This is a genomic window from Marinimicrobium locisalis (genome assembly GCF_039822625.1).
Lineage (GTDB): Bacteria > Pseudomonadota > Gammaproteobacteria > Pseudomonadales > Cellvibrionaceae > Marinimicrobium > Marinimicrobium locisalis.
Genome location: NZ_JBDLLG010000010.1, coordinates 41,715 through 65,957, shown reverse-complemented (window position 1 = coordinate 65,957; position 24,243 = coordinate 41,715). Strand labels below are relative to the sequence as shown.

Below are 24,243 nucleotides of genomic sequence, written 5' to 3'. Positions count from 1 at the left end.
TTTTCCACGGGGTTGGGCTCGGATGACCCGACCGCCAAAGCTTTGGCTCGCGCGCTCCGTTGTCACCCTGCCGTGCTCGTCTTTCCCGGGTGGGGCGTCGAGCACGACTCCGCTGCATAGCGCTGCTGCTTTATGGGATGTTGTGTTCTCAGCCCAACCGCGCCAACTCCGCTTCGGTTTTCAAGCCGAAGAGCTTGCGCATCGCCGAGGCGGCGGGGCAAAAACCCGTGAAGGATTGCTGAAACAGATTGGCTCCCACAAACACCGTCAGCCAGATGAAGCCCGGGTGAACCCAGACGGTTAGGGCGACGGAGAGTAGGATCATCATACCGGCGAAGGCGGTGACGGCACGTTCTAGACTCATGGTGTTTTCCTCTATTGGTCGATGTTAAAACGCGTAGCGCAAACGGGCGTAGGCGTTGCTATTGTCTTCGAATTGTCCGAAGAAGCTGTGGGGCTCCGACCCCCGGAACAGGTTGGCCCCGGCGGTGAGACTCAGGTTGTCGTTGAAGCGGTAGTCCACTTTCGGGCGCAGGTAGCCGTCTTCATCGCTGGGCGAATAGAAGGCGAACAGTGACAGCGTCAGCCGGTCGCGGGCGTCCCGCCAGGTCAGGCGGGTGGTTAGCAGGGTGCGATTTTCTTCCGCCTCCCTTTCGGGGGCGGGGCTGTGAGCCAGAAGGGCCTCGTAGTCCTGAGTCTGTTCCAGGTAGCCTTGAAAGCCTGCGGTCAGGCGCGTGGCCAGCTCCCGTTCATAGCCCACCAAAACCCGCCACTGGCTGTTGGAGATGCGGGGGTTGTGGCCCTGCTCGTCCTCGGTGCTGTCGTGGTGAGCGATTTCCGCATTGACTAGGCCTTCGCCAATGGGGCGTCGCACGGAGGCGCCGAGAACGGTCAGCTCGGTAAAGGTGGCGCGGCCTTGGGCGTTCGAGGCATTGGGGCTTTTGTGGTAGCCGTCATAGCCGTAAAGGGCGAACTCGGTGGAACCCAGGTTCCGGTACAGGCGAAGGGCCCATTCGTCATCCTCGGGCGTGCGAGTGGCGATGGGGTTGTCCTCGCCGATCACGTGTCCGCGGCCCGGCTCAAACAGCGACAGGCGTTCGCCGGTCGGGTATCGGTCGGGGGTGAAGGAGGGCGTCCAAACCAGGTCGAGGTTCAGCAGCTCGAAGTACCCTGTCAGCCGGAGCGAGTCCGAGGCGCCCTTGAGGTATTCATCGTCCCGGCCGATAAAAAAAGATTGCCAGTCTTTGGCGAATAAGTCGTTGAGGAACAGATAATCGCCGGTTCCCCAGGTAACGACTTGCCGGCCGAGTTTGATGTCCATTTTGCTCAAGGTTTTCTGAACCGTGAGCTCTCGGGTATCGGTCTTCCACTTTTCCAGCACCGTGTCATACCACAGGTCGCCCTTGGCGCTCAGGTTTAACGACTTGACTGAGTGTTCGGTCTCCAGGCGCAGCCGGGCTTCGCCCAGTGTGGAGCCGTCGTGGTAGGGGCTATGGCTCAGGCGCTGTCCGGCTGCCAGTTCCACAAAACCGTAGAGGGGAACGGCGGCGTCTGCTTCCGGTTCCCACTCACCGCCGCTCTCCCAGTCTTCCCACCCGTCCTCCGCTTGGGCGGAGGCGGCGAGCAGTGCGAACGTAAACAATAATGTTCTCACGCGATTCTCCTGCAATCAGTCGAGCCATTCAGTGGGTGGATTGCGCAGGCTGCGCTCGGAAAATACCGATTCCGGCAGCCCCAGGTCGTAGGCCACGTTGCGAAACTGCATCTCGGTTTGGCCGCCGCTTTCCAGGTCGCGCATGACCGAGTGCAAGACGGTGGGGTAACCCTCGATGGTTTCCACTTTGAGCACCTCCATCTGCCGGTAGGTTTCGCCCCGAGCATTGATGTAGTCAGTGCCCACGGGCAGCATGGTCTCCCGGTCGATGGTGACGATGTAGTGGTCGAACTCCACGGTGTCCGGCGCTTTGGGCGTGCCTTTTAAGCGATAGGTGCGCTCCGTGGTTTCCAGCAGTTCGTAGTTATCCAGTTGCGTGTTGCGCCCGGAGACATCTTCATAATAAAAGTGCGAACCGACAAAAGAAGTGCGTTTGTCACCGGCGGAAATGCGTTTGACCAGATCGAGCCCCGGCAGATAGAGCCAACGGTCGTCCTCGGTGCCGACTCGTTTAATGACCCGGAACACGGTATTGCGCACGTCCGCCGGCCGGGAGAAGAACACCATCATGTCCTGCGTGCGGCCGTCCTCACGGGTGCGGCGCAACAGGGAGAATTGACGTACCTGTCGGCGGTCCTGGCTGTCGGTAATCAGCATCCTCGCTTCGGTGCGGCCGTCCTCGCCGGAATAGAAGGCCACTTGCTCGGCCTCTTCGACGATGGCTCGGGCATCAGTCATCGGCTCTGTGCCATGGGCGGCCAGGGCGAGCAAGGTTAAAGCGGGTGCGGTAATAAGGTTTAACCATTTCATAGTGTTGTGCTCCTGTTCTGTTGAGCGGAAGACGTGGGGGTGGCATTGGCCTCTCGTAGGCCGAACAGCGGCCGACGCAATAGCGTCATAACCACCGGCAGAAGGATGAGCGTCACCAGTGCCGAGAGCGCCATGATCGATGCCAAAAAGGCGCCCACGGTGATGTAAGGCACCAGCGGAGCCAGTAGCAGTGGGGTGAAACCCACGGCAATGACGACGGCGTTGCGGGCAATGGCACGGGCCGGCTCGCGGAACATGACATCCAGCGTCTCGGACCAGTTACCGGTCTCCCGGACGGTGGCCCGAGCCCGTTCGACAAAGTGAATGGCAAAGTCGATGGATAGGCCGAGCGTCAGCGCCGAGAGCACGGCGATAGGCATGTCATAGTCTTTTCCGATCCAGCCAATCAAACCGTAGATGGCGGTGATGGTCAGGGTCAGGGGTAGCATGGAGATGAGCCCGAACCAGAGTGAGCGGAACAGCAGGACCATCATCACCAACACGATGACGAAGGCGCTGAGCAAGCTGGTGGCCATGCCCTCCACCATTTCCGATTGCCACACCACGTTCAGGTAGCTTTTCCCCGCCCACTGCAGGGTTAACTCTTCGGGGAGAGGGTGGGACTGCACGTAGCGCTCCACCGCCTCCACCACGGCGCTCATGTGTTGATTGTCGCCGCTGGTCAGTTGCAGCCAGATGAGGCTTGAGCGGTAGTCCGGCGTAACGAAGTGCCACAGGTCCTGAGGCCGGTGAGAGGACTGATACTGCAGCAGGGTTTGGGACACGCCGTTGGCGCTGTTGGGCAATTGGAAGTCCTTGGCATCGCCCGAGCGCAGTTCCCGGTTTACGGTTTTGACCACATCCGCCAGGCTGTTGCTTTTACCCACCAGCCCGCTGTCGACCAGATGGGTTTCTAGCCGACCGAGGTAGGCAAGGATGTCCGGCTGCAGGAACGTCTGGCCCCGGCTTTGGATTTGCTCCAAATCCTCCAGAACGGCTTCCAGCACGCGCACGTCTTGGCCCGCGGCGTCGAACAGTCGATCATCCAGCGCCAGCACCAAGTCCGACAGGCTTCGCTCGCCGGCGAGTTGCTGGCGTTGCCCGGCCAGCCATTGCTGGTGTTCCTCGCTGAGCTTACCCGAGGCTAACACCTCCTCCAGAACCGAGCCTGCCTGTTGGGCCGGCGCGGTGTCCGAGTCGAATACCAGGTAGGCATCGTAGGTGCCGGCAAAGTGATCGTTCAGGGTACGGTCGGCCACGCGCAGTTCGTGGTCCGCCTTGAACCAGCGTACCGGGTTGTCATTAATTTGAATCTGGGTGATGCCCCACACCGACAGGGCGAATACCGTGGCAAACCCCAGCAGCCAAAGCCGGGCCCGAACACGCGCGCCGCGGCCCAGGGCGATTAAGGCCCCGGCCAGTTTGGTTTTGCCCTCCTCGGGGAGGCGCTCGACCATTCGGTCCAGCGTTTGAGGGTTCAGGCTAGTCAGGTAGGTGGGTATGACTACAATGGTGATCGCAAAGGCGAGCAAAATACCCAGCCCCACGAAGAAGCCGAACACCTGGACCGGCGGAATCGGCGTGAGCATCAACGAGAAGAAGCCCACGGCCGAGGTGATGGAGGTGAGCAACATCGGCTTGAACAGGTGGGACATCACCTCGGTGACTACCGCCTTGGCGGAGGCGCCGCGACGGTAGCGATCGGCAAACTCCGAAAGAATGTGCACGGAGTCCACCACCGCGATGGGCATAAGAAAGATCGCGATCATGGAGGACATGATGTGCACGGTAAACCCGGCGCCGATCAGCGCGCCCATGGTAATGAGCACGGTGGCCAGGGCGACGATCATCGGCGAGAGAATGAAGGGAATATTGCGGAAGAACACCCACAGCAACAGAAAGATCATGAGCCCGGCCAGGGGGGCGGAGATTCCCATCTGGACAAACATTTCGTGCCCGAATCGGTCTTCGGCCACGGGCAGGCCGGTCAGGTGCCACTCGGCTTCGGAGTCCAGGGTGTCGATGTGCCGTTGAATCTGGCGGCTGAGGGCGTAGCTCTGGTTTTTGTCTTCAATGGGAATATACACCGAGGCGGCTTTGCCGTCGGTGGAGACCAGGGTGTCATACAGCAAGGGCAGGTTTTCCACCTGAGTGCGGATGCGCTGCGCCTGTTCGGCCGATTCGGGTGGCGTGCGCATCATCCACTCGAAGCGCAAGGTGTTCTGCTCGCCTTGGGTAATGTTGTCCACGGAGGCCAGAGACATCACGTCCGGAGTGATGACACCCTCTAACTGCTCGGCATAGCGGGTGACGCTGTGCAGGTCGGCCAGAAGTCGTGGCTGGTAGATACCCTCCGGGTGCACCATGCCCACGACAAGCGTGTCGTGCATATTGAACCGCTCCTGGACCTGGTTGTGAAATACCCGGTCGGGGTTGTCCGCGGGCAGCATGTTCTCCGGATCGGTATCGATCTGGATCAGCGGCAGCAGGGCGGTGAAGGCTAGGGTGAGCAGCCCCAGCCCCCAAAACACGGTTTTTCGGTGGGTGGTGGCCCAGTGGGTGAGTGAAGCGTGCCGTCGATTGGCCATTCCGGTCTCCAATATTAGTTAAATCTAAAGTAGATAAATCTAAAATACTCTATAAATCGACGCTTGTCACTAGGGCTGGAGCGGAATAGTCATTAATTTTCTAAATTAGAATAATCTAATTTAGAGCTATTGACTTTACGTGGGAAATCCGGTGTATTGGGCGTATTGAACGAGCGGTTGAGGCCAGTAATGAATGATTTGACGATGGGGCTGGAGCAAATGCAGGCTCACAGCCGCGAGGCGGCTGAGCTGCTGAAGCAGATGGGTAACGAACATCGCCTGATGGTGTTATGCACCCTCGGGGCGGGGGAAATGTCCGTGGGGGAGCTCAATGAGCAAATTCCCCTGAGCCAGTCGGCGCTTTCCCAGCACTTGGCGAACCTGCGTCGGGCGGGCCTGGTGGCGACTCGGAAAGAGGCACAGACCGTGTATTACCGCCTGGAAGGAGAGAGGGCGCTTAGGGTGATTGAGACGCTGCAGTCGATTTATTGTCCGGGGTTATTGGCTAAGTGAGGGGGAGTGGCGGATGCGCTTCGCTTATGCCGCCTCCATACCCCCAAAAAGACCAACACCAACCCACACAACACCACCACAGGCCAGCTTCCCCAGACCATAAAGGGGGTATTGCCGCTGCGGGGCTGAATGGTGCCCTCAAGGTTGGTCTGGACAAACTGCTCCGCCCGCTTCTCAATCTGCCCGCGGTGGTCCACAAAAGCGCTGACCCCGTTATTGGTGGCACGAATCATTGGCCGGCGGGTTTCCAGGGCCCGCATGCGGGCCATCTGCATGTGTTGCAGGGGGCCGATGGAGTCGGCAAACCAGGCATCGTTGCTGATGGTAAGAAGAACCTGGCTTTCGCGGGCGCTGCGGGCAACCAGGTCGGGGTAGACGACTTCGTAGCAAATCAAGGCGGAAATACCCACCGAACCTATCTGTAGGCCCCGTTGTTCCCAGGGCCCCTGGTGAATGATGGAGGTGGGCAGGTCGAAGAAGTCGATCAGGCCCCGCAGTTGGGACTCCAGCGGCACATATTCACCGAAGGGTACCAACCGGCGCTTGTGGTAGATGCCCAGCGCCGGCCCCAGGCCCACGACGCTGTTATAGAAGGCCCGCTTTTGCGCGTCATCGAAAATGATGCCGGTAATCAGGCCAGTGTTGGTTTCCTCCGCCCGGGTGTTGAGTTCGTTCAGGTAGGGCAACATCTGGTGGTAGACCTTGGGGATGGCCGCCTCGGGCCAAATTAGCCAGTCGTTGTCCCAGAGTCCCTCGCTCAGGCTGTCCAGCCGGTCCAAGGTGGGTTGAACGAAACTCGGGTCCCATTTCAATTCTTGCGGAATGTTTGGCTGGACCATGCCTACCGATACCGGCTCTCCCACGGGGGCGGTCCACTCGGCTTGTTGGAATGCGAAGCCCGCCGGCCACAGGACGAGCACCAGGAGGGCGGGCACCCAGGGTTTCCAGTGCCGGGGGGCCGTTAGTAGGCCGTGGGCGAGCGCGCTGACCGTAAAAAGCACTAACAGGCTGACCCCCAGAACGCCGAGCACCGGTGCCCAGCCGGCCAGCCAGGTGTCGATGTGGCCGTAGCCCAAATACAGCCAGGGGAAGCCGGTCAGTAACCAGCCCCGGAGCCATTCACCCAGCAGGTACAGGGCGGGAAAGGCCAACAGGGGGCCGAAGCGGTGGTGGCTGAACCAACGACCGTAGAGGTAGAACGGCAGGCTGAATACCAACCCCACAAACAGCAGGAATAGCCCCACCATGGTAGCGGCCAGGGGGGCCGGGGCGTTGCCGTAGGTGTGGATGCTGATGTAAATCCAGGAAACGCCCACGCCATAGAGGCCCAGGCCAAACGCCCAGGCTCGCCACCAGGCGCTGCGGCCGGAGCGGCGATGCAGCAGGCAGAGAAAGGCGAACAGCCCCACCATGGCCAGGGGCCAGAGGTTGAAGGGCGCAAAACTCAGGGGGACCAGGGCGCCGGCGAGCGCGCACAGCAGTGTAGCGGCCCAGCCGGGTAGGCGCGCCAGCGCAGAGAACGGGGTGGTCATTCGTCGATGAGGGTCAATCTGACCAGGTGAATCTGGCGATTATCCGCGTACAGCACCCGGAACTGAAAGTTGTCGATGGTGGCCACTTCGTTGCGCTTGGGGAGGTGACCGAATTCCTGCATCAGAATGCCGCCAATGGTGTCGAAATCCTCTTCGCTCAGGCCGGCATTAAAATGGTCGTTGAAATCGTCAATGGGGGTGAGGGCTTTGACGATGTAGTCGCTGTCGCTCACCCGCTTGATGAATTCGTCGCTGACCTCTTCATCGGTTTCATCTTCAATTTCGCCGACGATTTCTTCCAGAATATCCTCAATGGTCAGTAGCCCGGCGATGCCGCCGTACTCGTCGATCACCAGCGCCATGTGGTAGCGCTTCTCCCGGAACTCGCGCAGCAGTACATTTACCCGTTTGCTTTCGGGAATAATGTTGGCCGGGCGCAAAATGGAATCCAGGCTGAAGTCGGTGTTCTCCTCCAGCATCATGCGCAGCAGGTCCTTGGCGAGCAGAATGCCCTTAATGTCGTCAAAGCTCTCCCCGATGACCGGGAAGCGGGAGTGACCGGACTCGATGATTTTGTGCAGAAATTCTTTCGGGCTTTCGTCGCTACGGATCGCGACGATTTGGGAGCGGGGGATCATCAGCTCGCGAGCCTGGAGGGAGGACACATCCATGGCCCCTTCGATGATATTCAGCGCTTCCTGGTCCAACAGTTTATTGTTGGCCGCTTCCTTGATGATTTCCAGCAGTTCCTCGCGGGACTGGGGCTCGCCGTTGAAGGCTTGCATCAGCTTGTGCAGCCAGGATCGGTCGCCCTTGTCGGACTTGTCGTTTCGGTCGTTCTTATCGGAGTTGCGCGAAAGGCTGCTACTCGACGGGTCGTCACTCATGAGGTCAATCTGTCCTGTTTAGAGCCATCATCGGCGTAAGGAGCCGGGTAGTGTAACCGAGTCAGAATGTGGGTTTCCAGACTTTCCATAACCTCGGCCTCAGCCGAGTCAATATGGTCATAACCTAGCAAATGCAAGGTGCCATGCACAAGCATGTGAGCCCAATGGGCTTCCGGCGTTTTCCCCTGAGCAGCCGCTTCTTGCGCCACCACGGGGGCACAGATGACCAAGTCCCCCAGTAGGGGCAGGTTCAACTCGGGCGGGAGGTCGGCGGGGAAGGAAAGCACGTTGGTGGGTTTGTCTTTGCCCCGATAGCGGTGGTTGAGCGCTTGGCTGCCGGGCTCATCCACCACACAGACGCTGACTTCGGCCTGCTCGCGGCTCGCGTCGGCTTCCAGCGCGGCGGTGATCCAGCGTTCCATTTGCTCGTGCGAGGGGAGGCCGCCGCCGTCGGTGGCGACGGCGATGTCGATATGAACGTGCACGCCTCAGTCTTCCGGGTTGGTTTCGTCGAAAGCGTCATAGGCCTCGACGATGCGCTGCACCAGCGGGTGGCGCACCACGTCTTTGGCACTGAAGTGGGTAAAACTGATGCCGTTGACGTTCGAGAGCACTTCGATCGCATGCCGCAGGCCGGATTTCTGGCCCTTGGGCAGGTCAATCTGGCTGGGGTCACCGGTGATGACTGCCGTGGAGCCAAAGCCGATGCGAGTCAGGAACATTTTCATTTGCTCCCGGGTGGTGTTCTGGCTCTCATCCAGAATCACGAAAGCGTTGCTCAGCGTCCGCCCGCGCATGTAGGCCAGGGGCGCGACTTCAATGACGTTGCGTTCGATCAGCTTGCCCACGGTCTCGAAGCCGAGCATCTCAAACAGCGCGTCGTACAGGGGGCGCAGGTAGGGGTCGACCTTCTGGGCCAGGTCCCCGGGCAGGAAGCCCAGCTTCTCACCGGCCTCTACCGCTGGGCGTACCAGCAGAATCCGCTCCACTTCGTCCTTGAGCAGGGCCTCGACCGCGCAGGCTACGGCCAGGTAAGTTTTGCCCGTACCGGCCGGGCCGGTGCCGAAGTTTATATCATTGGTCTGAACCGCTTTGACGTACTGCTGCTGGTTGCCGCCCCGGGGTTTGATGGTGCACTTTTTGGTGCGGATCAGGGTCATGCCGTTGCCCGCGCCGGTGCCCGAACCGGATTCGGCGGTACCCTCTTCGGGGGCGCGATCGTTCAGTTGGTCCATAAGGTCCTCAATGCCAGAGGTTTGCAGGGCGAGGTGAATCTCGTCCGGGGTGAGCTCTGCCTGGTCGGTTTCGCGGTAGAGGTGTTTGAGCAGTTCGGCGGCGGTTTCGGTGGTTTTGGCGTTGCCGGTGAGCGCGAACTGGTTGCCTCGGTTTTGGATTTCGATGTTGAGGCGCCCTTCAATTTGCCTCAGGTGCTCGTCGAATTGACCGCAGAGGCTGGCGAGGCGGCGATTATCGTCTGGCTCCAGCGTGACACGCTGGGTGACGGTTTTGGGGCTGGTTACTGCATGATTATTCAAAGAGGGTTGGTTCTCCTGTCTCTGGTGTTACTTAAAGCCTAAACCATTCAACCGACGGCGAAAAGGCGATTTTTCGGTTGTTTGTTTCTTAGCCCAGGGGTTTTATGAACCATGGGTTATAAACGGTGTTCGGTTGTGCTTCGTAGAGGGTCCGGTCCGAGAAGGGGAAGACCTTTCAAGACACGCCGTAAACCCGTGACGTGAAGGGATTCACTAATGCCGCGATGGCACGGATGCCATAGAGCGGCCCTTGGGGGCTCGAATCGCGAATCCCGCGCTCCACGGTCTTGAAAGGTCTTCCCCTTCCCGGCCCTCGGTGCTAATAGTCCAATTGCGTAAAGGGCCATAGGCAGTGGCCATGAAGCGCAAATCTATCTCGGAGGGCACGGTATCGAGTCCTCGGAAGTAGCCGAAAGCCTAAGTCGCTACGTAGCGTCGAGCGTGAATCAGCCTCGGAGGGCGCGGTGTCAGGTGGGCTGTTTCGGAACCCTCTCTTCAGGGATGAAGAGAGGGAGCTACACGGACGTATTCATCGCGTTTCCGAAACAGCCCACCTGATATCGAGCCCGGACTACCTTAGTGCTCCCTCAATGGATAGGCCGGTCTTGCTGAAGGGACGGTCTTTACGCCGCCCAATCCTGGTCCAGTTCGGAGCTCAACAGTGTCCCCCGCAGAGAGTTCGGAAGCGCCTCTTCGATCAGGATATCCGCGAACTTGCCGATCAGCGCCGGGTCGTCACACCGGAAATTCACCACGCGGTTGTTTTCGGTGCGGCCCGACAGCTGCCCCGGGTCTTTCTTCGAGTAACCGCTTACCAGCACCCGCTCGGTGTTGCCCACCATCTTGCGGCTGATGTCCTGAGCCTGCTGGGTAATCCGCGTCTGGAGAATTTTCAGGCGTTCCTTTTTCACCGCCATGGGCGTGTCATCCGGCAAATCCGATGCCGGCGTGCCCGGACGGGGGCTGTAGATGAAACTAAATGAGGTGTCGAAGCCAATATCATGAATCAGTTTCATGGTAGCCTCAAAATCCGCCTCGGTTTCCCCCGGAAAGCCGATAATAAAATCCGAGGAGAAACTGATGTTGGGCCGGTTGGCCTTCAAACGGCGCAGTTTGGATTTGTACTCCAGGGCCGTGTGGCCGCGCTTCATGGCCATCAGAATTCGGTCCGAGCCGCTCTGCACCGGCAGGTGGATGTGGCTGACCAGCTCCGGTACATCATTGTACACGTCGATCAGCGAGTCGCTGAATTCCACCGGGTGTGAGGTGGTGAAGCGAATCCGGTCGATGCCGTCGATGGCGGCGACGTAGGTAATCAGCTCGGCCAGGTCCACCACGCTGCCGTCGCTGTTCTCGCCCCGGTAGGCGTTAACGTTTTGGCCCAGAAGGTTGATTTCGCGCACGCCCTGGCCGGCCAGGTGGACGATTTCCGCCAGCACGTCGGTGGCCGGGCGGCTGACTTCCTCGCCGCGGGTGTAGGGCACCACGCAGAAGGTGCAGTACTTGGAGCAGCCTTCCATGATGGAGACAAAGGCGCTCACCCCGTCGGATTCCGGTTCGGGCAGGTGGTCGAACTTCTCGATTTCGGGGAAGCTGATGTCCACCACGGCGCTGTCACCGCGCGGGGTTTCGATCATCTCCGGCAGGCGGTGCAGGGTCTGGGGCCCGAAAATCATGTCCACAAAGGGCGCCCGCTTGGAGATGGCCTCCCCTTCCTGGCTGGCCACGCAGCCGCCCACACCGATTTTCAGGTCCGGTTTGGCGTCTTTTAGGGACTTCCAGCGGCCCAGCTCGTGAAAAAGCTTCTCCTGCGCTTTTTCCCGGATGGAGCAGGTGTTGATCAGGATGACATCCGCCTCCTCCGGGTTCTCGGTGGCCACCATCTGGTGTGACTCACCCAGCAGGTCGCGCATGCGGGCGGAGTCGTACTCGTTCATCTGGCAGCCGTGGGTCTTGATGTAGAGCTTCTTCGGCTGGCTTTTGGGCGAGGGGGCCTGGGCTGTGGTATCGGTGCTCATGGCAACAACCTGGTTAAAAAGTGTGCAATAATAGAGGTCGCGCATTATAGCGATCTTAGCGCTCAAATCACAGGTCCCCGAGGGATGATTGCCCAAAATCCACCCGGAAACCGTCTGTTCCCGGGCCGTTTTGTGCTATTCTTCGCGCCCTTTCGTTTTCTCTGAATTACCCGAGTTCGTTCTATGGCCGTAAAACCCGTCTACAAAGTCATTTTTCTCAACCAGGGGCAGGTGTACGAGATTTTCGCCTGCGCCATCTACCAGAGTGAAATGTACGGTTTTATCGAAGTCGAAGAGTTCGTCTTCGGGGAGCGCAGCCAAGTGGTGGTGGACCCCTCCGAAGAGAAGCTGAAAAACGAGTTTGCCGGTGTCAAACGCTCTTATATCCCCATGCACGCCATCGTGCGCATCGACGAGGTGGAGAAAGAGGGCACGGGTAAGATCAGCGACTTTAAGGGCGACAAAATCGCTCAATTTCCTCACGGCAACTTTATGCCCAGGCCCGGTTCGGACAGTTAACCGCCCGCCAAGGCTCTGACACCTCAGCGTCACAGTTCCCTGTCAGACTTCAAATCCTGTTGATGCTTCATTCTAGGAGGCCTGTTATGGGACTGAGTGTCTGGCAAATTGTGTTGGTGGTTATTCTGTTTTTACTGTTATTCGGTCGTGGGAAAATTCCCCAGTTGATGGGGGATTTGGCCGATGGCATCAAGAGTTTCAAAAAGGGCGTCTCGGAAGACGATACCGAGAAAGAGGACGCGCTGGCGGGGCACTTGAAGCAAACGGACGCGGAGCGAGACAGCGCTGCTCGTTAGGCACTGATTGCTTGATCCAACCTGGCGTGGGCGCCCGCCCGCGCCTTCGGAGTTTTGTCTTTCCCGACTTTCCCTTTTTTCCATGACGGGCAAAGCCGTTGCGGCTTCTTTGGAGCGTGAGGGTCAGCGGAGGGGCGGGTATGGTAGGTGCCGGCTTCCCTGCCGGGCTGAGGTCATCCTTATTATGCCGTTAGCGCTTTCTGCTCACGCTTGTTCTGGCGCCGGCGCAGGGCAACGATGCCCATAAGGCCGGTGGCCATCAGGAACAGTGGGCTGGCTTCCGGTACCGAGGTCATCGCCACATCCAGGGTGTAGTCGTACTCAGTGCCGAAGCCGAAGCTTTTGCCCCCCACGGCCAGAGTGTAGAAGCCGTCGTCGCTCAGGAGAATGTCGCTCAGTGAGCTGTCCACGCCAAAAGTGGTTGTACCCGTCAGGTAGCTCGCATCGCCCACATCCCCGTCGTTGTCGAACACATTGAACAACAGGTTATTGTGAGTGATTTCGCCCCGGTAGAGGCTGAACCCGCCGACCAGCCCGTCCAGGCCGTTCACCGCCAGGGATAGGGTCTGACCTGCGCTGGCGTTCAGGCCCCAGAGGTTGATCTGTTGGCTGTTCTGGTTCAGTCCAAAGGGCGGATTGACCCAGGCGTCTGCGCTGGTGACAGTACCGCTGTACTCGCCGCTGCCACTGATTTCACCGTAGTAGTGAACGGGCAGGGCGTGCGCCGCGCTGGTTAACATCAAAAGTGCAACGACAGTCATTAACGTTTTCATCGGATACTCCTTTGTTTAATGATGAAAGTGAGGATTACAAAATGCCCTGATTCCAGGGGCCGGTTATGGCAAAGGTAATGCCGGGGCTTTGCAGGTTGACGAACAACCAGCGGTCGTGGAAGGTCGCCCCGCACCATTCCGAGCCGGTGTAGCTGCCGGGGTCAATGGCATTGGCGACGCCGGGGAAGTGGGCGTCGGCAATGGCGATGTCCGAGGCGCTCAGGTCGATGTTGTTGCGGGCAAACTCGAACACGTCCCCGATTTGGTTCAGCCCGATCAGGCGAGAGAGCGGGCCGCTGCGGTCTTCGCACACCAGAATGCCACCGCGGGGGCTCACGGCCAGGTTGTCCGGAGAGACCGGGTGGGTGTTTTCGTTGCGGGTTTCAAACACCAGGGTGACTTTTTCCCGGCGCGGGTCATAGGCGAAAATCTGGCCGCGCCCGATACCACCGCCACTGGTGGAAGCGAAGAACACCAGGCCAGTGTCATACCAGCAGCCTTCCAAGCGTGCGAAGCGGGCGGCGCCCTTGTCAAAGCCCTGAGTGAAGTTGCGCGGCTCGATGGACTCCGGGTCGTCGATGGTGACCCACTCGGTGTCCCAGCTGGTGCCGTCGGCGTGGCTGTTTTGCATGGCCACTTGGTTCATGTTTTTGATTTTCAGCATTTCCAAAGTGCCGCCGGCGAGCAGCTTGCCGTACTCGTTGGGCCGGTAGCGGTAGAAGCCGGAAGTGGAGCCCGCATCCTCGGTCAGGTAAACGTAACCGGTGACCGGGTCGGTCGCCACCGCTTCGTGAGCAAACCGGCCCATGCCCTTGATGGGCGTCGGGTCGGCGAGGCCGAAGCCGGGCACTTCAAAAACCCAGCCGTGGGTCATGTCGCCATAGGTTGCCGTGGTTTCCTCACAGGTCAACCAGGTGCCCCAAGGGGTCAATCCACCGGCACAGTTGGTGGAAGTGCCGCTGATGCTCATGTAAGAGGCGAGCCACTGGCCTTTTTGAACATCGAACATCAAGTTGCTGCAACCGCCGAGGCCGGCCGGATTGTAAACGGCCGGGGAAGTCACGGCATTGCCACCGCCGCGCACTTCGTGGTTGCGAACCATAACGACAGTGTTGCCCTGCTTGGCGACCACGGCCATGCCGTCGTGTGCGGGGGGCGTGGGGGTACCGTCCTGCATCATTTGGCCCGTCCAACCATAGGTCCGATAGGTAAAGCCTTCGGGCAACTGCAGTAGTGGCAGGCCGGTGATGTCATCGGCCACTGGGGCCACCGGTCCATAGTCCTGGCTGAAGGCGTTGGCATGGTTGCTGGCCAACGCGCCGAAGGAAATGGCGGCGGCGCCGGCGGCACCGCCTTTCATAAAGTCCCGGCGGTTGACGATGGGTTCCATGGGGGCGTCGGTTTTATGGATCTTCTCGGTAGGGCTATGATTCACGGGTAACCTCCTGGGTTAGAGTGTTGAACAGGCGGCTAGTGGGCCATACGGAATTATCCGTGCGGCCCACTAGGCTCAACTCGGGAGGTTACGGTCCGAATGTGAAAATCCGCGTAAGCTTTTATGACAAAACCATCAAATTTTTAATTTGGTTATTCCAATGGTTCTGACCACGGGCGGGTTAACTCAGTTGCTGTGCCTCTCTTGCCTCTCGTTTCTCAGTCAACCGAATCAAGCAAATAGAGGCTTCGTAGAGCAGTAGAACCGGGGTGCCCAACGCCACCTGAGAAATCAGGTCCGGTGGCGTAATGACCGCGGCCATGGCGAAGACCGCCACAATCGCGTAGCGGCGGTTTTCCGCCAGGGTCCGGGCGTTCAAAATGCCGACCTTTGCCAGCAACAAGAGCACCACAGGCAGTTCGAAAGCCAACCCGAAGGCAAGAATCAGACGAATAACCAACCCCAAGTATTCGCTAACGCGAGCTTCAAGCTGTACCGGGATAGCCGTTTCTCCCACGCCGGACTCAAAACTGAGAAAGAAATTCCACGCCAGAGGGAAAACCACGTAATAGGCCAGGGCCGCTCCGGCGAAAAACAGGGCTGGGGTCAGGGAAAATAATATCGAAACCCAGCGCTGCTCCTGGCGGTAGAGGCCAGGGGCGATAAAGCGCCAAAGCTGAATCAGAATCAGCGGTAGGGTAAAAAACAGCGCGGCAAAAAATGACAGTTTCAGGTGGGTCAAAAAAGCTTCGTGCAGGCCGGTATAGATCATTCGCCGTTCAGTCAGGTCACCAAAGACCTGTACCAGCGGTTGCATGAGGAAGTTGTAAATGGCCTCCGCTTGCCAGTAGCAAAGCCCGAGCACGAGGGTGAAAAACAACAGGCAGCCCATGAGTCTGCGGCGAAGCTCCACCAGGTGCGCCAGCAAAGGCGCCCGGCTCATGTCTAGGTCATTTTCCTCGCTCATCGGCTTCGGCCTCCTTCTGTTGTTTCTCGCGTAGCTCGGTCATTGCTTCGCGGTACATCTCGTCCGCTTTACGGGCCTGCTCCGGGTCCCGGCTGGGTTCGGCGGTTTCCATGGCGCGGCGGACGTGTTCGGGCAGCAGGTCGTAGTGGGAGGGCGCCCGGCGCTGGTCCGGGCCGCTGGCCAGCTCGATTTCATTTTCCAGGCGGGTGATGCTCTGAAGCGAGTGGCGGTACAGCCGCTGTGCGCGTCCCCACAACTTGCCCGCCCCGCGAGCCAGTTTGGGCAGGTCTTTGGGGCCGACAATAATCAATGCCAGCACGGCGAGAAAACTGAGCTCGGCCCAGCCAAGATCCAGCATAAGAGCGCACTCCCTCTTTCGGGTGATGGGCGCAGTCTGCCAGCAGGGTGTGACCAAATGGTGACAACTCAGTGGTGGAGAAAGTGATCGCGGTCGGTGGAGTTGGGCGAGCGAGGGCTAATCGTCGGAATGGGAAAAGAAGCGAATAAGGCGACCGATCAGCATTCGCAAATGGGCCATCATGGCCCAAATGAAACCGGCGCCGCCCACCAGCAGGCTGGCAAGTACTACCAACTCCTGGGTGAGAGAAGGTTCAAACAGGGACTGGCCGATGTAAAGGCCCACCATTCCCAGAAAAAAGAACGATACACCCTGTCGGAACTGGCGAAAGCCTTGTTCCAAGGTAGCGGTATAGTGATGTTTCAGCGCCTGGCGCCAGTCTCGTTTCATACAGGCGCGCCTTGCTTGCCGGTGAATAGAGAGCCGTCTGAAAGAAATGGTACCGCGAAAAGGGCAAGTCCGAACAGGAGGGGGGAGAGCAGGGCGGCACGCAGGGCCAAACGCAGCGTCCTTGCTGCGGGCGCTACCTTAAGCGATAGCGGAGGAGAAGCCTCCTTTCCGTTCGGGAGTGTGCTTTTGCCGCCGGCGCAGCAGAACGATGCCCAACAAGCCGGTGGAGAGCAGCAGGAAGGAGCTGGCTTCGGGCACTGAGGTCAGAGCCACGTCGATGGTGTAGTCCAGCCGATCTTCGTAGCCGATACCACCGAGCGCCAGGGTGTGAAGCCCGTCGCTGGTAAAGGTATAGTCCTGCAGCGAGTTCTCCGCCTCGACGTGAAGGGGGTCGCCAAGGTAACTGATCGAGCCCAGCGCCTGCTTGTTATCGTCAAAAAAGCTGGCGATGACACCCAATCCGTCAATTTCTCCCTCGTACAAACCGGCAACGCCGATCCAGCCGCTGAAGCTTTCGAACGCCACGGACAGCGTTTGGCCCGCCGTCGCGTTTATCCCCCAAAAGGCCAGTGATTCCCCGTTTCCTGTCGTCCCAGAGTACTCTCCCGAGGTGGAGATTTCTCCGTCATAGTGCACAGGCACAGCCTGCGCCGTCGTCGAAATGAACAACAACGTCAATGTAGCCAGTAAAATTTTCATAGACCCTCCTTCAGTACAAGTGATGAGCTCCAAGCGGAAAAGTGGCCCGCTTCGTATAAGAGCTTAGCGTTGGGTTGCTAATCCGTTAGAAAAGTTCTACGCGAATTGTCATAGTGTGAATTAAATCACCAACAACCAGCACTTCTTGGGGCGTATGTCGTTAAGCGCGTCAAAATTAAGTGGAGCTTGGCGCGCGGTTGCGCATCTCAAAAAAGGCCGTAAAACTGCTGGGGTTTTTGCAGGTTTTGGTGTATATAGCCTGCTTATCTAGTGTGACATACGAGAGTCATTCATTGAACCCCGAAATTGCCGTTCCAGCCCAGCCCTTCAATGCGGACACCCTTGACGCCATCGCCCAACAACTCGAGCACCGCGGCTACGCCCTTGTGCCCCAGGCCCTACCCCCGGAGACGGTAGACGCCCTATTCGTCGAGCTGAAACAACTGCCCGAGCAGTACTTCAAACCCGCCGGCATCGGCCGGCAAGACGACTTCCAGCTCAACCGCTTCGTCCGCTCCGACCAAATCTGCTGGCTCAACGGCGACAGCCCCGCCGCCGCGGGTTTTCTCGCCTGGATGCAAACCCTGCGAGAGGGCCTTAACCGGCGCCTGTTCCTGGGACTGTTTGACTACGAAGCCCACTACGCCAGCTACCCCACCGGTGCCTTCTACAAAAAACACGTGGACGCCTTCAAAGGCCAATCAAACCGAGTGCTGTCCACCGTCTTCTACCTCAACCCTCAGTGGCAGCCGAATGACGGTGGCGAACTGGTTATCTACGACGAAAACGACCAGCACGAGCTGGAGAGAGTCTTGCCGGAGTACGGCAAGCTGGTGATCTTCCTCAGCGAAGTGTTTCCGCACGAAGTGTTGCCCGCCCAGCGGGAGCGGAACAGCATCGCCGGGTGGTTCCGGGTGAATAATAGTTCGGCGTGGATGGCGGACCCGGCCCGTTAGGCGAAAAAAGGGGGAGCTGTTGTGTGGTTACGGCAGGTGCGCCTTTTTTCAAAAGGCTTACCAGCCCTACACCTTTCCCTCACCGGACTCTGCCACCGCGCAGCTTGGCCTTTGTGGAATGAGATGATATCGTCAAAAGGCTTGGCGCCGTACAGGGCCGAAACCTTGGCTCCGCGAGCGCCCCCATTCACAGCAGTAGGGACCCGGCTATGCAAATTGACTGGCGTGAATACGCATGTGGTGACTTCTACGACGAACTGATCAGCTCCCCCGGCAACCCGCGCAAAGCGGCACGCCACTTGGCCAACTACCTCGCCTCACTCAGCGGCGAGGAACTGCAAGAGCGCAAACTCTCCGCCGAACTGGCCATCAAAACCATGGGCATCAGCTTCACCGTCTACAGCGACGCCGGCAACATCGACCGGGACTGGCCCTTCGACATCATCCCGCGCGTTATCTCCCAAAAAGAATGGGAAAAAACCGAGCGCGGCCTGATACAGCGCCTGACCGCCCTCAACTGCTTCATCGACGACATCTACAACGACCGTAAAATCCTTAAAGACGGCGTCTTCCCCGAAGAACTGCTGGCCGACTCCAAAAACTTCCGCTCCGAATGCATCGGCATGAAACCCGCGCTGGGCGTTTGGGCCCACATCTGCGGCACCGACCTGATTCGCGACCACAAAGGCCAGCTCTACGTGTTGGAAGACAACCTGCGGGTCCCCTCGGGCGTCTCCTACATGCTCGAAAACCGCAAAGTCACCAAACGGGTACTGCCCGAACTGTTCGAAAATCACGCCATACTGCCGGTGACCGAATACCCCAACCAATTGTTCGACACCTTGGCCGCCATTTCACCCCGGCCCCTGGACTTCCCCGAAGTCGTGGTGCTCACCCCGGGCATCTACAACTCCGCGTACTTTGAGCACTCCTACCTCGCTCAACAGATGGGCGTAGAGCTGGTGGAAGGCAGCGACTTGGTCGTGGAAGACGATACCGTCTATATGCGCACCATCAACGGGCTTGCCCGAGTGGATGTCATCTACCGCCGAATTGATGATCTCTTTCTCGACCCGGAAATGTTCAATCCGGACTCCGTGCTCGGCGTGCCAGGCCTCATGCGCGCCTGGCTCAAGGGCAATGTCGCGCTGGCCAACGCCCCCGGCGCCGGCGTGGCGGACGATAAGCTCGTCTACACCTACGTGCCCAAAATGATCAAATACTACCTGGACGAAGACCCGATCCTGCCCAATGTGCCCAGCTACCTGTGCAACGACAAAAAGGACCGGGACTACGTCCTGGCCAATCTGGACAAGCTGGTAGTCAAACCCGCGAACGAATCCGGCGGCTACGGCATGCTGATGGGCCCCCAGGCCACCAAGAAAGAGCGCGAGGCATTCGCTCAAAAAATCAAGGCCAACCCCCGCAACTACATGGCCCAGCCGTTAATGGCGCTATCCACATCACCCGTGGTGACCCCGCGCAATGCCGAGCCCAGGCACATTGACCTGCGCCCGTTTATTCTTCAGGGGCGCGAACATCACGTGACCCCGGGGGGGCTGACCCGAGTGGCCATGACCAAGGGCTCCTATGTCGTGAACTCCTCCCAGGGTGGTGGCAGCAAAGACACCTGGGTCGTGGTAGAGGGGGATAAATAATATGCTTTCCCGAGTCGCCGAACGTATTTACTGGATGGGCCGCTACATGGAGCGCAGCGAAAACATGGCGCGCCTGGTCAATGTTAATTCTCACCTGCTAATGGACCTGCCCAAGGGCATTCGGGTCGGTTGGGGCTCGCTGATTCATATCAGCGGCACCGGGAATTACTTCAACCGGGGCGATACCGAAAAAGCGGACGAGCGCACCGTGGTGCGCTTTATGCTATCGGACCGGGACAACCCCGCGTCCCTGTTGAACTCCCTTAGCTGGGCGCGGGAAAACGCCCGGATTACCCGGGAAATAATTCCCATGGAAGGGTGGGAGTTGATCAACAACCTCTACCTGGAAGTAAAAGACAACCTATCCAAGTCCGTCGCCCGGCGCGAGCGCAACCGGACCCTGCATACGGTTATTACCAGCATCCAACAGTTCACCGGGCTGCTGGCCGGCTGTATGAGCCACAACAGCGCCTATGACTTTATTCGCATCGGCCGTAACCTCGAGCGGGCCGATATGACCACCCGCATTGTGGATGCCGGCTCCGCCAACCTGTTGCCGCACCTGTTGGGCGAAGAGGATGTGCTTGAGCCCTATGACAATATTCTGTGGATGAGCGTCCTGCGCTCGCTCAGTGCCTATCAAATGTATCGCCAACACGTGCAGGACCGCGTCAACGCCGAAGATGTGGTGACGTTTTTGCTCCAGGACGCACTCTTTCCCCGCGCGGTGTCCCACAGCTTGGGGGAGCTGGAATCCTTCCTGAAAAAGCTGCCTAACAGTGACAATGCGCTGCGCGCGGTTACCGGGGTGCGGCGGCGCGTGCGCACCGCGGATATCCCCGCCCTGCTGCAAAGCGGGCTGCAGGAGTACATTGACCGCTTGCAGCTGGAAATCGCCGATGTTCACCAGCAAATTGCCGGTACCTGGTTCTTGCCGGTGACGCCATTGGTGGAAAGCGAGTAGTATCGCGCGCTATGAAAGACTTTCACTGCACCTGCGGGCAGAGGATCTACTTCGACAACACCCATTGTCTGGCGTGTGGCCGCTCATTGCGGTTCGACCCGGAGCGGCACACCATGGTGGCGCTGACCCCCAGTGAAAGCCGGGGGCCGACGGAAAGCGAAGCCACATTGGTGGACGAGGCCGGCCGTCACTTTCGGGAGTGTCGTAACCGGACTCAATACCGCGCCTGCAATTGGGTGCTACCGGCGAGCGAGAAGCAGCCTTACTGCCGCTCCTGCCGGCTTAACAAAGTGGTGCCGCACCTGGAGAGGCCGGGCAATGTCCGGCATTGGACCAAGCTGGAATCGGCCAAGCGGCATTTGCTGTATACCCTGATAGAGCTGGGGTTGCCGGTTCGGAGCCCCAAGGAGACCGATGGCCTCGGGTTGGAGTTTGCGTTTTTGGAGGATAGCCGTTCGAACGCCAATGTGCGGGAATCCTTCGTGGCGACCGGTCATGCCCGGGGGCTGATCACCCTGAACCTGGCCGAAGCAGACGATGCCTACCGGGAGAAAACCCGCCAGCAGTTGGGTGAGATCTACCGGACCATTCTCGGCCATTTTCGCCATGAGAGTGGCCACTACTACTATGAGCTTCTGGTTCGGGGAACCCACTGGCGATCTGCGTTTGAGCAAGTTTTTGGCGACCCGGACCTCAATTACCAGCAAGCGCTCAAACGTCATTACACCAAAGGACGCACCAATGACTGGCAACAGCACTTTATCAGCGCCTATGCCAGCTCCCATCCCTCGGAAGACTGGGCGGAAACCTGGGCGCATTATCTGCACATGCGGGACACACTGGAGACCGCTTCGGCCTTTGGTTTGAGGGTGAATGTGCCCACCTCGACGCGGGACATACCCCTGCAGGCCCTGGTGGATCAGTGGGTGGAGTTAACGGTGGTGCTGAACGCCCTGAACCGCAGCATGGGGCTGCAGGACGCCTACCCGTTTGTGTTGACCGAAACCGTGGTGACTAAGCTTCGCTTGGTCCATCAGGTGATTCAGGCCGCCAGTCAATAGGCGGCAGCTGAACAAACGCCTCCACCAGACGGGCGTCCCACGCCTTCTTTAACTCCCTCAAATACTCGTCATCCTCATCGAAGCGGTTGTGTTGCAGGCTGAACGAGTCCGTCTCGTACAGTGCCAGCTCGATGGGCGGGCCCACGGTTAGGTTGGTGCGCATCGTGGAATCCATGGACACCAGAGAGCACAAAGCACTGGTGTGCAAATCGGTCTTGGCGGTCAAAATTCGGTCGAGAATCGGCTTGCCGTATTTGCTTTCGCCAATTTGCAGGTAGCGGGTGTCTTTGGAGGTGGTGATGTGGTTTCCGGCGGGGTAGACCATCATAATGCGCGGTTTGTCCCCGCGAATTTGGCCGCCAATAATAAAGCTGGCCTCGAAATTGGCCCCGCTGGTGTTATCGGCGTGCTTTTCTTGCTGGGCGCGGTTGATTTCCCCCAGGTATTCGGCCGCATCACTCATGGTCTCCATGGTGAGCAGACTGGTTTCCGCCTCCTCCTTGATATCGCGTTTAAGGCGTGAAACCACCGCCTGGGTGGTGCCGAGGTTGCCGGCGGAGAGCACCACGAACTGGCGTTCATTCTCCACACCAAAGCGGTACATTTTACTGTAAGTGCTCACCCGGTCGACGCCAGCGTTGGTGCGCGAATCCGAACAGAACACCAAGCCGTTGTCGACATTGATGGCCAGGCAATAGGTCATATTGGTTGACGCCCAGTAACTCAAAGGGCGCCTAGGTTAAGAGCAGTCTCTCGGAGCGTCAAGAGACGGGCGCGGACCGGGCTGAGTCGGGGGGTGCCAACGGGGTGGACAGGGCCGCCTGTGGTGCGGCCTGCAGCGTGGGCCGAACTCATTTCCACCTCGGGGTATTTCCTTCAGTGCGGCGCCTAAAGTGCCCTCTATCGAGTGGTTTGTGGTATGGACCGCTTTCAGACCCACCTTCCCGTTCCCGGGGGGCCAGATGATATACTGCCGTCATGACCTCAGACTTTACCCGCTTTCACACCGTCCCCCGTTTCGACAACCGCTGGCTGCGCGCGCTGCCCGCCGACCCGGTAACCGATAACGTTCCGCGCCCCGTCACCGGCGCCAGCTACAGCTGGGTGACTCCGCGCCGGGCCAGTGCTCCCAAACTGGTGGCTTACGCTTCCGAGGTGGCGGATCGCCTCGGGTTTTCCCGGGAAGACTGTGAAAGCGACGCCTTTGCCCAGGTATTTGCCGGCAACCAATTGCTTGAGGGCATGGCGCCTCACGCCAGTGCCTATGGCGGCCACCAGTTTGGCCACTGGGCCGGTCAACTGGGCGATGGCCGGGCCATCAACCTCGGGGAACTGCTTAACGCCGATGGCGAGCACTGGACCTTGCAGCTCAAGGGTGCCGGTCGCACGCCGTATTCCCGCGGCGCCGACGGGCTGGCGGTGTTGCGCTCCTCGGTGCGAGAGTTTCTGTGCAGCGAGGCCATGCATCACCTGGGCGTGCCCACCACCCGGGCCTTGAGCCTCGTGCTGACCGGCGATTCGGTGGAACGGGATATGTTCTACGACGGTAACCCCCAATGGGAGCCCGGCGCCGTGGTATGCCGGGTGGCACCGTCCTTTGTGCGTTTCGGGAATTTCCAACTGCACGCGGCCCGGCAGGAGCACGAGCTGCTGAAGCGGCTGCTGGACTTCACGATCGAAGCGGACTTTCCCCACCTGGGGGACCCCGGACCAGAGACGTACGTCCGCTGGCTGGAAGAAGTGGCCACCAAAACGGCTCAAATGGTCGCGCACTGGATGCGGGTCGGCTTTGTGCACGGGGTGATGAACACCGATAATATGTCCGTTCTGGGCCTGACCATTGACTACGGCCCCTACGGTTGGCTGGAGGGCTACGACCCCTCTTGGACCCCCAATACCACGGATGCCCAGGGCCGGCGCTACCGCTTCGGCGCGCAGCCCCAAGTGGCCCTGTGGAACCTCGCTCAGCTGGCCAACGCGATCTACCCCCTGGTGGAAGAGGTCGAGCCGCTACAGGCGGTAATGGACCTGTACCGACAGGAGTATCAGCGCTGCTGGGAACGGGACATGGCCAATAAGCTCGGTCTTGCGCAGTGGGAAGGCGATGCCGACGGGCAACTGGTCAATGACCTGCAGCGTGCCTTGGTGGAGACGGAAACCGATATGACCATCTTCTACCGTAACCTGGCGGACTTCGACCCCCAGATGGACCGGGAAAGCGACCCGCGAGAGAATGCCGCTTTGCTGTCGGTGATCCGCGAGGCCTATTACCAAACGCCATCGGCCCCGGCGGAACAGTTGATGGCCGATTGGATGCGTCGTTACCGCGATCGTCTGGTGCGGGATACCGTGGTCCACGGCACCGAACCGGAGCAACGGCGGGCCCAGATGAACCGCACCAACCCCAAATACGTGCTGCGTAACTACTTGGCCCAGCAGGCCATTGATTTGGCCGAGCGGGGGGATTTCTCCGAGATCCACCGCCTCCAAGCGCTGCTGCGCCGTCCCTACGACGAACAGCCGGAGAATCAGCACTACTTCGCCCGACGCCCCGAATGGGCGCGGGAGAAGGCCGGTTGCTCCATGCTTTCCTGTAGCTCTTAATTACTCTGTTTTAAGAAGGATAAAGC

24 protein-coding genes are annotated in these 24,243 nt (G+C 59.3%); 8 read left to right on the top strand and 16 right to left on the bottom strand.

Annotation, left to right across the window (positions count from 1 at the left end):
* Window positions 1-148: 148 nt before the first annotated feature.
* The 4 genes from AAE514_RS07905 to AAE514_RS07890 are packed head-to-tail and all read right to left on the bottom strand — an operon-like array spanning window position 149 to window position 5,052.
* Window positions 149-364 (bottom strand): YgaP family membrane protein, encoded by a 216-nt coding sequence (locus tag AAE514_RS07905; protein ID WP_347330991.1) that lies wholly within the window; start codon window positions 362-364, stop codon window positions 149-151.
* A gap of 24 nt (window positions 365-388) precedes the next feature.
* Window positions 389-1,654, bottom strand: coding sequence for a hypothetical protein (locus AAE514_RS07900; RefSeq protein ID WP_347330990.1), 1,266 nt, complete (start codon window positions 1,652-1,654; stop codon window positions 389-391).
* 15 nt (window positions 1,655-1,669) lie between these two features.
* The gene (locus tag AAE514_RS07895; RefSeq protein ID WP_347330989.1) at window positions 1,670-2,464 is read right to left on the bottom strand and encodes an outer membrane lipoprotein-sorting protein; all 795 of its coding nucleotides are present in this window, start codon (window positions 2,462-2,464) and stop codon (window positions 1,670-1,672) included.
* The gene (locus AAE514_RS07890; protein WP_347330988.1) at window positions 2,461-5,052 is read right to left on the bottom strand and encodes an efflux RND transporter permease subunit; all 2,592 of its coding nucleotides are present in this window, start codon (window positions 5,050-5,052) and stop codon (window positions 2,461-2,463) included. Before AAE514_RS07890 ends, AAE514_RS07895 begins: the two co-directional genes overlap by 4 nt.
* A 189-nt stretch (window positions 5,053-5,241) precedes the next feature.
* Here AAE514_RS07890 and AAE514_RS07885 point away from each other — a divergent pair, with 189 nt between their 5' ends.
* Window positions 5,242-5,565 carry an ArsR/SmtB family transcription factor gene (locus AAE514_RS07885; protein ID WP_430623889.1) on the top strand — a complete coding sequence of 108 codons (324 nt, stop codon included), beginning with the start codon at window positions 5,242-5,244 and terminating at the stop codon, window positions 5,563-5,565.
* Here AAE514_RS07885 and lnt read toward each other — a convergent pair.
* The 5 genes from lnt to miaB form a co-directional block, all read right to left on the bottom strand.
* Window positions 5,538-7,097, bottom strand: coding sequence for an apolipoprotein N-acyltransferase (gene lnt, locus AAE514_RS07880; protein ID WP_347330987.1), 1,560 nt, complete (start codon window positions 7,095-7,097; stop codon window positions 5,538-5,540). The two genes, AAE514_RS07885 and lnt, sit on opposite strands and share 28 nt — an antisense overlap.
* Entirely contained in the window at window positions 7,094-7,984 is an 891-nt protein-coding gene (locus AAE514_RS07875) for a CorC family transporter (RefSeq protein WP_347330986.1), read from the bottom strand. Before AAE514_RS07875 ends, lnt begins: the two co-directional genes overlap by 4 nt.
* Window positions 7,981-8,469 (bottom strand): rRNA maturation RNase YbeY, encoded by a 489-nt coding sequence (gene ybeY, locus AAE514_RS07870; protein WP_430623888.1) that lies wholly within the window; start codon window positions 8,467-8,469, stop codon window positions 7,981-7,983. Before ybeY ends, AAE514_RS07875 begins: the two co-directional genes overlap by 4 nt.
* Window positions 8,470-8,472: 3 nt before the next feature.
* Complete coding sequence (locus AAE514_RS07865; protein ID WP_347330985.1) at window positions 8,473-9,519, bottom strand: PhoH family protein; 1,047 nt, start codon at window positions 9,517-9,519, stop codon at window positions 8,473-8,475.
* Between the two features lie 623 nt (window positions 9,520-10,142).
* A complete protein-coding gene (gene miaB, locus AAE514_RS07860; protein ID WP_347330984.1) occupies window positions 10,143-11,537 on the bottom strand; it encodes a tRNA (N6-isopentenyl adenosine(37)-C2)-methylthiotransferase MiaB in 1,395 nt (464 codons plus the stop codon).
* Between the two features lie 183 nt (window positions 11,538-11,720).
* Between miaB and AAE514_RS07855 the strand changes: the two genes are divergently transcribed.
* Both AAE514_RS07855 and tatA read left to right on the top strand, forming a co-directional pair.
* A complete protein-coding gene (locus AAE514_RS07855; RefSeq protein ID WP_347330983.1) occupies window positions 11,721-12,056 on the top strand; it encodes a DUF1820 family protein in 336 nt (111 codons plus the stop codon).
* An 86-nt stretch (window positions 12,057-12,142) separates the two neighbouring features.
* Entirely contained in the window at window positions 12,143-12,352 is a 210-nt protein-coding gene (gene tatA, locus AAE514_RS07850; protein ID WP_347330982.1) for a twin-arginine translocase TatA/TatE family subunit, read from the top strand.
* A gap of 182 nt (window positions 12,353-12,534) precedes the next feature.
* Here tatA and AAE514_RS07845 read toward each other — a convergent pair whose 3' ends face one another.
* The 6 genes from AAE514_RS07845 to AAE514_RS07820 all read right to left on the bottom strand — a co-directional run bounded on the left by AAE514_RS07845 (window position 12,535) and on the right by AAE514_RS07820 (window position 16,974).
* Window positions 12,535-13,125 (bottom strand): PEP-CTERM sorting domain-containing protein, encoded by a 591-nt coding sequence (locus AAE514_RS07845; protein WP_347330981.1) that lies wholly within the window; start codon window positions 13,123-13,125, stop codon window positions 12,535-12,537.
* A 34-nt stretch (window positions 13,126-13,159) separates the two neighbouring features.
* On the bottom strand, window positions 13,160-14,560 hold the full coding sequence (locus tag AAE514_RS07840) for an alkaline phosphatase PhoX (RefSeq protein ID WP_347330980.1): 1,401 nt from the start codon (window positions 14,558-14,560) through the stop codon (window positions 13,160-13,162).
* A gap of 181 nt (window positions 14,561-14,741) precedes the next feature.
* Window positions 14,742-15,527, bottom strand: a complete 786-nt coding sequence (gene tatC / locus AAE514_RS07835; protein WP_347330979.1) for a twin-arginine translocase subunit TatC — start codon at window positions 15,525-15,527, stop codon at window positions 14,742-14,744.
* Window positions 15,511-15,885: a Sec-independent protein translocase subunit TatA/TatB gene (locus AAE514_RS07830; protein ID WP_347330978.1), complete on the bottom strand. Its 375-nt coding sequence runs from the start codon at window positions 15,883-15,885 to the stop codon at window positions 15,511-15,513. Before AAE514_RS07830 ends, tatC begins: the two co-directional genes overlap by 17 nt.
* A 117-nt stretch (window positions 15,886-16,002) precedes the next feature.
* The gene (locus tag AAE514_RS07825; protein ID WP_347330977.1) at window positions 16,003-16,275 is read right to left on the bottom strand and encodes a hypothetical protein; all 273 of its coding nucleotides are present in this window, start codon (window positions 16,273-16,275) and stop codon (window positions 16,003-16,005) included.
* A 138-nt stretch (window positions 16,276-16,413) separates the two neighbouring features.
* A complete protein-coding gene (locus AAE514_RS07820; protein ID WP_347330976.1) occupies window positions 16,414-16,974 on the bottom strand; it encodes a PEP-CTERM sorting domain-containing protein in 561 nt (186 codons plus the stop codon).
* Between the two features lie 293 nt (window positions 16,975-17,267).
* On the opposite strand from AAE514_RS07820, the gene AAE514_RS07815 reads away from it, so the two are divergent.
* The 4 genes from AAE514_RS07815 to AAE514_RS07800 all read left to right on the top strand — a co-directional run bounded on the left by AAE514_RS07815 (window position 17,268) and on the right by AAE514_RS07800 (window position 21,613).
* Window positions 17,268-17,930, top strand: coding sequence for a 2OG-Fe(II) oxygenase (locus tag AAE514_RS07815; protein WP_347330975.1), 663 nt, complete (start codon window positions 17,268-17,270; stop codon window positions 17,928-17,930).
* A gap of 209 nt (window positions 17,931-18,139) precedes the next feature.
* Window positions 18,140-19,588 (top strand): circularly permuted type 2 ATP-grasp protein, encoded by a 1,449-nt coding sequence (locus tag AAE514_RS07810; protein WP_347330974.1) that lies wholly within the window; start codon window positions 18,140-18,142, stop codon window positions 19,586-19,588.
* 1 nt (window position 19,589) lies between these two features.
* Window positions 19,590-20,552 (top strand): alpha-E domain-containing protein, encoded by a 963-nt coding sequence (locus AAE514_RS07805; protein WP_347330973.1) that lies wholly within the window; start codon window positions 19,590-19,592, stop codon window positions 20,550-20,552.
* A gap of 11 nt (window positions 20,553-20,563) precedes the next feature.
* Window positions 20,564-21,613, top strand: a complete 1,050-nt coding sequence (locus tag AAE514_RS07800) for a zinc-binding metallopeptidase family protein (RefSeq protein ID WP_347330972.1) — start codon at window positions 20,564-20,566, stop codon at window positions 21,611-21,613.
* On the opposite strand, the gene AAE514_RS07795 is transcribed toward AAE514_RS07800, so the two are convergent.
* The gene (locus tag AAE514_RS07795; RefSeq protein ID WP_347330971.1) at window positions 21,567-22,316 is read right to left on the bottom strand and encodes a proteasome-type protease; all 750 of its coding nucleotides are present in this window, start codon (window positions 22,314-22,316) and stop codon (window positions 21,567-21,569) included. The two genes, AAE514_RS07800 and AAE514_RS07795, sit on opposite strands and share 47 nt — an antisense overlap.
* Before the next feature lie 275 nt (window positions 22,317-22,591).
* Here AAE514_RS07795 and AAE514_RS07790 point away from each other — a divergent pair, with 275 nt between their 5' ends.
* Entirely contained in the window at window positions 22,592-24,217 is a 1,626-nt protein-coding gene (locus AAE514_RS07790) for a protein adenylyltransferase SelO (protein ID WP_347330970.1), read from the top strand.
* Window positions 24,218-24,243: the final 26 nt, after the last annotated feature.

Excerpts from the sequence above, each read along its gene's own strand:
- AAE514_RS07855 (WP_347330983.1), top strand. The coding sequence starts at position 11,721 with ATGGCCGTAAAACCCGTCTACAAAGTCATTTTTCTCAACCAGGGGCAG.
- AAE514_RS07905 (WP_347330991.1), bottom strand. The coding sequence starts at position 364 with ATGAGTCTAGAACGTGCCGTCACCGCCTTCGCCGGTATGATGATCCTA.
- AAE514_RS07810 (WP_347330974.1), top strand. The coding sequence starts at position 18,140 with ATGCAAATTGACTGGCGTGAATACGCATGTGGTGACTTCTACGACGAA.
- AAE514_RS07895 (WP_347330989.1), bottom strand. The coding sequence starts at position 2,464 with ATGAAATGGTTAAACCTTATTACCGCACCCGCTTTAACCTTGCTCGCC.
- AAE514_RS07875 (WP_347330986.1), bottom strand. The coding sequence starts at position 7,984 with ATGAGTGACGACCCGTCGAGTAGCAGCCTTTCGCGCAACTCCGATAAG.
- AAE514_RS07830 (WP_347330978.1), bottom strand. The coding sequence starts at position 15,885 with ATGCTGGATCTTGGCTGGGCCGAGCTCAGTTTTCTCGCCGTGCTGGCA.
- AAE514_RS07825 (WP_347330977.1), bottom strand. The coding sequence starts at position 16,275 with ATGAAACGAGACTGGCGCCAGGCGCTGAAACATCACTATACCGCTACC.
- AAE514_RS07845 (WP_347330981.1), bottom strand. The coding sequence starts at position 13,125 with ATGAAAACGTTAATGACTGTCGTTGCACTTTTGATGTTAACCAGCGCG.
- AAE514_RS07820 (WP_347330976.1), bottom strand. The coding sequence starts at position 16,974 with ATGAAAATTTTACTGGCTACATTGACGTTGTTGTTCATTTCGACGACG.
- miaB (WP_347330984.1), bottom strand. The coding sequence starts at position 11,537 with ATGAGCACCGATACCACAGCCCAGGCCCCCTCGCCCAAAAGCCAGCCG.
- tatC (WP_347330979.1), bottom strand. The coding sequence starts at position 15,527 with ATGAGCGAGGAAAATGACCTAGACATGAGCCGGGCGCCTTTGCTGGCG.
- AAE514_RS07885 (WP_430623889.1), top strand. The coding sequence starts at position 5,242 with ATGAATGATTTGACGATGGGGCTGGAGCAAATGCAGGCTCACAGCCGC.
- tatA (WP_347330982.1), top strand. The coding sequence starts at position 12,143 with ATGGGACTGAGTGTCTGGCAAATTGTGTTGGTGGTTATTCTGTTTTTA.
- lnt (WP_347330987.1), bottom strand. The coding sequence starts at position 7,097 with ATGACCACCCCGTTCTCTGCGCTGGCGCGCCTACCCGGCTGGGCCGCT.
- AAE514_RS07805 (WP_347330973.1), top strand. The coding sequence starts at position 19,590 with ATGCTTTCCCGAGTCGCCGAACGTATTTACTGGATGGGCCGCTACATG.
- AAE514_RS07800 (WP_347330972.1), top strand. The coding sequence starts at position 20,564 with ATGAAAGACTTTCACTGCACCTGCGGGCAGAGGATCTACTTCGACAAC.
- AAE514_RS07890 (WP_347330988.1), bottom strand. The coding sequence starts at position 5,052 with ATGGCCAATCGACGGCACGCTTCACTCACCCACTGGGCCACCACCCAC.
- AAE514_RS07795 (WP_347330971.1), bottom strand. The coding sequence starts at position 22,316 with ATGACCTATTGCCTGGCCATCAATGTCGACAACGGCTTGGTGTTCTGT.
- AAE514_RS07790 (WP_347330970.1), top strand. The coding sequence starts at position 22,592 with ATGACCTCAGACTTTACCCGCTTTCACACCGTCCCCCGTTTCGACAAC.